This window comes from Kitasatospora sp. NPDC023120, assembly GCF_055560835.1.
Genome location: NZ_JBVHHY010000025.1, coordinates 134,766 through 141,918, shown reverse-complemented (window position 1 = coordinate 141,918; position 7,153 = coordinate 134,766). Strand labels below are relative to the sequence as shown.

Genomic DNA, 7,153 nt, shown 5'->3' with positions numbered 1-7,153 from the left:
CCCACAACCGCTGCGGCGCCCACCGCCCCGACCTGCTGCGCGACCCCGACCCGGCACTCGTCCGCAAACTGGTCGACGCCGCCCGCGGCCACGCCTGCATGGTCACCCTCGCCCCCGAACTCCCCGGCGGCCTCGACTCCGTCCGCATGCTCGCCGACCTCGGCGTCATCGCCGCCGTCGGCCACACCGACTCCGACTACACCACCACCCTGGAGGCGATCGACGCCGGCGCCACCGTCGCCACCCACCTCTTCAACGCCATGCCCGGCATCGCCCACCGCGCCCCCGGCCCCATCGTGGCCCTGCTGGAGGACGAGCGGGTCACCGTCGAACTGATCAACGACGGCGTCCACCTGCACCCCGCCGTCCTCGACCTCGCCTACGGCACCGCCGGCCCCGCCCGCGTCGCCCTGATCACCGACGCCATGGGCGCCGCCGGCATGGGCGACGGCCTCTACCCCCTCGGCCCCCTCCAGGTCCGGGTCGAGAACGGCGTCGCGATGCTCCCGGACGGCAGCTCCATCGCCGGCTCCACCCTCACCCTCGACCGGGTCTTCAGACGGTCCCTCACCGTCCACCGCCTGTCGCTCGGCCAGGTCGTGGAGTCCCTGTCAGCGACCCCGGCCCGGCTGCTCGGCCTGAGCGACTCGATCGGCTCACTGGAGACCGGCAAGCTCGCCGACCTCGTCGTGGTCGACTCCGAGACCTTCGACCTGGTCGCCGTGATGCGCCGCGGCCGATGGGCCGTCGGCCGCGAGCGCTTCTCCACCGTGAGACGCTCCTGATCCGACGCCGGACAGGCCCTGGGTGCCGCCGAGGTCGAGGGCGGTCACGCTCGTCACGGCTGGGCGAGGACGATCGAGCGGGTCAGGTTGCGCGGCCGGTCGGGGTCCAGGCCCGCGCCGGTGGCCAGCGCGACCGCGAGGCGCTGGGCGCGCACCAGGTCGGCGAGCGGGTCGAGGGTGGTCACCGAGGTACGGGCACCGGTGGTCCGGACCTGTGCCAGCAGCCCGGTCGGCGGCTCGCCGAAGAACCACACCACCCGGCCGGGGGCGGCGATGCTGATCGGGCCGTGCCGGTACTCCATCGCCGGGTAGGACTCGGTCCAGGCGCCGGCCGCCTCCCGGAGCTTGAGCGCCGCCTCGTTGGCCAGGCCGACCGTCCAGCCCGTGCCGAGGAAGGTGAACTGGCCCGCTCCGACGGCCCCTTCCGGCAGGGGCTCGGTCAGTGCCCGCTCGGCCTGCTCGGGCAGGTCGGCCGGGGCCAGCCCGAGGCGGCCGCGCAGCAGCGCGAGCGCGGTGGTGGCGAAGCGGGTCTGCACCACCGACTCCTCGTCGGCGAACTCCAGGTCGACCACGGTGCCGGCGGCCGTGCTGATCGGCGTGTCGAGGTCGCCGGTGATGGCGACGCTGGGGATACGCCCGGCGCGGCCGAGGGCGGCGAGCACTTCGGTCGTCGTGCCGGAGCGGCTGAGGGCGACCAGTCGGTCGTAGCCGCGGGCGGCCGGGAACTCCGAGGCGGCGAAGGCGTCGGTCTCGCCCAGCCCCGCGGACTCGCGCAGCGCCGCGTACGCCTGGGCGATGTAGAGGGAGGTGCCACAGCCGATGACGGCCACCCGTTCTCCGTCGTCCGGGAGCCCCGCAGGCTCCAGCTCCAGGGCCCGGCGCCAGCACTCCGGCTGGCCGGCGATCTCCTGCTCGACGTGGCTCATGATGCCTCCCCTTCACTGCGCACTTGTGCGCAGATTCTGCTCACATGAGATCAGCGATGCTCATTGATTGCAACGGGCACACAGCTTTGACCACACCTGTGCACGACGCCGACGGGCGCCGGCCGTCATCGCCAGTGGACCAGCAGCCAGCCGCGGTGCGGCAGCTCCCCATCGGACTCCAGGTCGCGGCCGGTCACGGTGACGGCGGTCGCCTCGGGCGCGGCGAGGGGGGCGAGCAGCGTGGCTCGCGCCCCGGTGGCCGCGCCGGGCAGGTGCACCCGCGGACGGGCCGGGTCGGCGCTGCCGTTGGCCACGGCAAGCTGCCAGCCGTCCTCGGTGCGGGTGAGGTGCGGGATCAGATGCGGTCCGCCGCCGACCAGCGGCAGGGTCGGACGGTCGCCCTCCAGGCGGCGGATCGCGGCGTGCAGCAGGCGCTGGCCGTCGTCGTCGTGCGGCAGCAGCCCGACCGCGGTGGCGGCCAGCACCGCGACCCGTCCGCCGAGTCCGTTGGTGAAGACGCAGCGGCCGGCGCCCCAGACCCGGTGGTCGGGAGTGAGGATCTCGGTCCAGGTCTCGGCGCCCGGCGCCGGCCGCAGTCGGGCCAGGGCCGGCTGGACGTTGACGCTGAGGTGGGCGCCGTGGCTGCCGTCCGGCCCGGGCACCGGGAGCACCCGCTCCAGCGCGTACGGGCCGGGGCCGGACCCGTCCTCGCGTCCGACCACCTCCTCGACGGTGACACCGAGGAGGTCCGCGAAGCCGCGGGTGGCGAGGATGAGAGCCGCCGTGCCGTCCAGCAGCAGCCCGCCGGCGAGCATCCGCCGGATCTCGGTGTCGTCGTAGGCCCAGGCGAGCTGCCCGAACAGGACCCGCACCGGGGCGTCCTCGGCGGTCACCGGCACGCCGTAGCGGAGCAGGAAGTCCGCCGCCGGGCCCGGGTCCACGGCGAGGTCGGCGAGGTCGCCGCCCTGGCTCGTGCGCACGTGGGCGGCGGCGTCCTGGCGTACCGGCAGTGCCACCCCGTGGGTGGAGAGCCGGTGGGGCGTACGCTCGGCGAGGTGGTCGAGCGCGGGCCGGGAGCGGCGCAGCAGCTCGGCGACGCGCGGGAAGCGGCCGGGCCGGCCCGACTGCATCGGATGAACGTTGAGGAACATCGCGTCGGAGCCCGCGAGTTGGGCGGCGACCAGCTCGGACCAGGTCTGGGTGTCGGACTTGGACCAGGCGGTGTGCGGCCAGTTCTCGATCTCCGGTTCGCTGCGGACGTGCGGTGGCCGCAGGACCCGCTGGACCTCCAGCATCCAGACGGAGAAGCTGAGTTCGCGGCCGGGGGCGTCGCCGTAGCGGGCGAAGTGCGGGCGGTGCGAGACCTGACCGTCGATGGCGAGGGCCTCGAAGAGGGCGGGCCAGTCGCGGCCCTCGACCGAGTGGACGCCGGGCTCGGAGCTCATCAGCCCGAGCGTGGTCCGTCCGTCGGACCGCTCCGCGACCGCGGCGGCGATCTGCGCCGCGACCTCCGACTGGGCGGTGCGCCAGACCTGTTGCAGCAGGGCCCGCCACGGGTGGGGGGTGCCGGGGGCGGTCACCGCGGCGAGCACCTGCTCCCGGGTCACCGGCTCCCCCACCAGCTCGCCGAGCCGGTCGAGCATCAGCGGCTCGAACCCTCCGCCCCATGTGAGCGGCGCGTGGTTGTGGTAGCGGAAGTCGTCCTCCAGCCACAGCACCCGCAGACCGAGGTCGGCGAAGCGGGCGTAGTGGGCGGTGATCCAGGAGCGGAAGCGCGGGCAGGCGAAGGAGGCCTGGGCGGCGGCCGCCGTCCCGTCCGGGCCGACCATGGGGGCGAAGCCCAGTCGGTCGACCCGCCCGCGGTCGGCGTGGCCGGCGGTCACCCAGGGGTTGAGGCTGACGTCGAGCCCGGCCCCGCGCAGTACGGCGGCGGCGGTGGCGGCGGTCTCGTGGAGGCGGTCCTCGGCCGCTCCGGACGGGTGCCCGGCGAAGAGCTCCTCGGCGCCGAGCAGGAGCACGACCTCGTCCACACCGGACTCCCGGCAGAAGTCGGCCAGTTCGGCGGCCCGTTCGGCGGCGTCGGGGGTCGGGTGCAGCTGGAACCGCAGGTGGTACCTCGCGGGCACGCGGGACTCCTCACAGGGTGCTGCCGGGCTCACTTGGTGCTGCCGGCGGTGAGGCCGGCGCGCCAGAAGCGCTGCAGGGACAGGAACAGGACGACCAGGGGGATCGCGGAGACCATGGCGGCGGTGACCACGATGTTGAGCGGCGGTGCACCCGGGCCGAGCGCCCGCTGGGCCTGCCAGCCGACGACGCCCACGGTGACCGGCTGGAGGTGGTCGTCGGCCAGCATCAGGACGGGCAGCAGGTAGTTGGTCCAGATGGAGACGAACTGGAACAGGAAGACGGTGACCAGTGCGGGGGACATCACCCGCAGCGCGATGGTGGCGAAGATCCGCAGTTCGCCGGCGCCGTCGATCCGTCCGGCCTCGATGATCTCGTCGGGGACGGAGGCGGCGGCGTAGATGCGGGCGAGGTAGACCCCGAAGGGGCTGACCATGCTCGGCAGCAGGACCGCCCAGTAGGTGTCGACCAGGTGGAGCCGGGAGAACAGCAGGTAGAGCGGGACGGCCAGCAGCGGCTGCGGGACGAGCACCGCCGCGAGGACGCCGTTGAAGGTCAGCTCCCGGCCGCGGAAGCGGTACTTGGCCAGTGCGTAGCCCGCCATGGCGGAGACCAGGGTGCTGACGCCGGCTCCGCCCACCGCGTAGAGGGCGCTGTTGCCCAGCCACTGCCAGTAGACGCCGTCCTGGCGGGTGAATACCTGGTCGAGGTTGTCGAGGAGGGCGAAGTCGCCGAACCAGAAGCCGTTCCCGGAGAACAGGCCGCTGCTGGTCTTGGTCGAGGCGACCAGCAGCCACCACACCGGGGCGAGGAAGTAGACGGAGGCGAGCAGCAGCACGCCGAGCACGAGCCAGCGGGAGGCCGGCGGGCGCTTGCCGCGGGAGGTCAGGGCGGGGTCCCCAGGGTTCACAGGGTTCACAGGGCGGCTCCGCGGCGCTGGACGAGCTTGAGGAAGCCGAAGGAGAGGGCGAAGGCCAGCAGCGCGAGGACGACGGACTCGGTGGCGGCGAGGTTGAAGTTGTTGCCGTCCACGGCGTTGTACGCGGCGTAGATGGGGGTGTAGCTGCTGCTCAGGTTCGGGGCGACGTTGTGCAGGATCGCCGGCTCGTTGTAGAGCTGCGCGGTGCCGATGATGGAGAACACCGTGGTCAGCACGAGGGCGGGGCGGATCATCGGCACCTTGATCCGCCAGGCGATGCCGAGGGCGGAGCAGCCGTCCATGACGGCCGCCTCGCTGAGCTCCGCCGGGATGGACTGCAGGGCGGAGTGGATGATCAGCATGTTGTAGCCGGTCCAGCCCCAGGTGAGCATGTTGCCGATGGTCGGGCCGAGCATGGCGTCGGAGGTCAGGTTCAGGTGCAGTCCGAGGTGCTCGGCCGCCGCGGTGATCGGGCTCAGCCCGGGGGCGACCAGGTACGACCACATGATCGCGCCGACCACCCCGGGCAGGGCGTAGGGCAGGAAGAACGCCAGCCGGAAGAACCGCTTGAACATCGTCGACCCGGCGTCCAGGAGCAGCGCCAGGACGAGGGCCAGCAGCAGCATCAGCGGCACCTGGACCAGGCCGATCAGCAGCACCCGCAGCAGCGAGCCGCGGAACTCCGGATCGCCCAGTGCGGTGGCGTAGTTGCCGAGGCCGGCGAACACCTCGGTGGGTGCCGAGAGGCCGAGCCCGGAGCGCCGCATCCGGTACAGGCTCTCGTGGACGGTGTAGCCGATCGGCGCGAGGTACAGGGTCGTGAACAGCAGCAGGAAGGGGGCCAGGAACAGGGCGGCGGTCCGGCCGCGGCCCCGGGGGCGTCCGGTCGCCCGAGCGACCGGCTTCACCGCTGCTGTCCGCCCGGGGGCGGTGGTCATGCGTGTGCTGCCTCTCCTTGATCCGACCGGGTCAGGGTCTGTCCGGCGGGCCGGTCACCGGGTGGCCCCGCATCCGTGGGGGTGGGTGCGGGGCCGGTCGACGGGGCGTCAGCCGGAGACGGCCAGGCCCTGCTGCTTCAGGCCGGCCACCGTCTTGCCCTGCACCTCGGCGAGCACCTCCGGCAGGGTGGATCCGCCGGTGCCGGCCCTGCCGAGGCCGTCGCCGAGGTCGGTGGAGGTCTGCGTCATGGTGGGGCCCCACTGCCAGTCGGTGCTGATGTGCGCGGTCTCGGCCTTGAACACGTCGAAGATCACCTGCCCGCCGTAGAACGGGTCGGGCTGGGCGAGCGCGGGGTTGGACAGGCCCGAGGTCGCGGCCGGGTAGATGCCGGTGACCTTGATCAGGTCCCCGAGGCTCGCGGCGTCGGTGCTCATCCAGGTGGCGAACTCGGCGGCCTCCTTCGCGTGGGCGCAGCCCTTGAGGACGGCGGTGGCCGAGCCGCCGTCGTTGCCGTAGACGGGGTTGCCGGCGTCCCACACGGGCATCGGGGCGACCGCCCACTGGCCGGCGCCGCTCTTGACGCTGCTCGCCAGGGTGGGGGCGTTCCAGACCGCGTTGACGTCGCTGAGGACCTTGCCGTTCGTCAGGTCGGCGTAGAGCGAGGGATCGTAGCTCGGGTCGGCCTTGAGGAGCTTCTTTTCCAGCAGGCCCTGCCAGAAGCCGGCGACCTTCCGGTTGGCCTCGCTGTTCAGGCTCACCTGCCAGGTGTCCCCGGCGGTGCCGAACCACTTGGCGCCCGCCTGCCAGGCGAGCCCGGCGTAGTTGTAGGCGTCGTTGCCGAAGTTGCCGAGGTGGACGGTCGGGTCGGCGGCGTGCACCTTGGCGGCGTCGGCGGCGTACTCCTCCCAGGTGGTGGGGGGCTTGTCGATGCCGTACTGGGCGAAGAGGTCCTTGCGGTAGAACAGCGCCATCGGCGCGGTGTCGACGGGGATGCCGTAGGTCCTGCCCTCGATGGTGACCTGCTTCCAGGTCCAGTCGGCGAACTGCCCCTTGGCGTCGGCGGTGTGCTCGGTGATGTCGGTGAGGGCGCCCGCGGCGGCGAAGCTCGGCAGGGTCTCGTAGCCGACCTGGGCGAGGCAGGGGGCGTTGCCGGCCTTGGCGGCGGTGAGCATCTTGGTGTAGCCGCCCTTGGACCCGGAGGCGGTCTTGGCGAAGGTCACCCGGATGTTCGGGTGGGTCTGGTTGAACTTCTCCACCACCCGGTCGTAGCCGGGGGCCCAGCCCCAGAAGTCCAGCGTGACGGGCCCCGCGGCGGAGCCGGTCGACTGCCCGCCGCCGGACGAGCAGCCGGCCAGGAGGGTCGATGCGGTGAGGACCGCTGCCGCGGCGGCGAGGGTGGTGGTGGGTCTGGCCTTCACGTGCGTCTCCTCGGTGGGGGAACCGGGCCGTGGTGAATTCGT

Annotated in this window: 6 protein-coding genes; 1 reads left to right on the top strand and 5 read right to left on the bottom strand. The window is 73.0% G+C overall.

Annotated features, from left to right (window positions below; all coding sequences use genetic code 11):
* On the top strand, nucleotides 1-785 hold a 785-nt coding region (locus ACZ3TI_RS31340; protein WP_465732156.1), incomplete at its 5' end, for an N-acetylglucosamine-6-phosphate deacetylase.
* Nucleotides 786-838: 53 nt separating this feature from the next.
* Here the strand turns inward: ACZ3TI_RS31340 and ACZ3TI_RS31335 are convergent.
* The 5 genes from ACZ3TI_RS31335 to ACZ3TI_RS31315 all read right to left on the bottom strand — a co-directional run bounded on the left by ACZ3TI_RS31335 (nucleotide 839) and on the right by ACZ3TI_RS31315 (nucleotide 7,111).
* Nucleotides 839-1,711, bottom strand: coding sequence for an SIS domain-containing protein (locus ACZ3TI_RS31335; protein WP_465732154.1), 873 nt, complete (start codon nucleotides 1,709-1,711; stop codon nucleotides 839-841).
* Between the two features lie 125 nt (nucleotides 1,712-1,836).
* A complete protein-coding gene (locus ACZ3TI_RS31330) occupies nucleotides 1,837-3,837 on the bottom strand; it encodes a hypothetical protein (protein WP_465732152.1) in 2,001 nt (666 codons plus the stop codon).
* A 29-nt stretch (nucleotides 3,838-3,866) separates the two neighbouring features.
* Nucleotides 3,867-4,754, bottom strand: coding sequence for a carbohydrate ABC transporter permease (locus tag ACZ3TI_RS31325; protein ID WP_465732150.1), 888 nt, complete (start codon nucleotides 4,752-4,754; stop codon nucleotides 3,867-3,869).
* Nucleotides 4,751-5,692, bottom strand: coding sequence for a carbohydrate ABC transporter permease (locus ACZ3TI_RS31320; RefSeq protein ID WP_465732148.1), 942 nt, complete (start codon nucleotides 5,690-5,692; stop codon nucleotides 4,751-4,753). Before ACZ3TI_RS31320 ends, ACZ3TI_RS31325 begins: the two co-directional genes overlap by 4 nt.
* 108 nt (nucleotides 5,693-5,800) lie before the next feature.
* Nucleotides 5,801-7,111 carry an ABC transporter substrate-binding protein gene (locus ACZ3TI_RS31315; RefSeq protein ID WP_465732146.1) on the bottom strand — a complete coding sequence of 437 codons (1,311 nt, stop codon included), beginning with the start codon at nucleotides 7,109-7,111 and terminating at the stop codon, nucleotides 5,801-5,803.
* Nucleotides 7,112-7,153 lie beyond the last annotated feature (42 nt).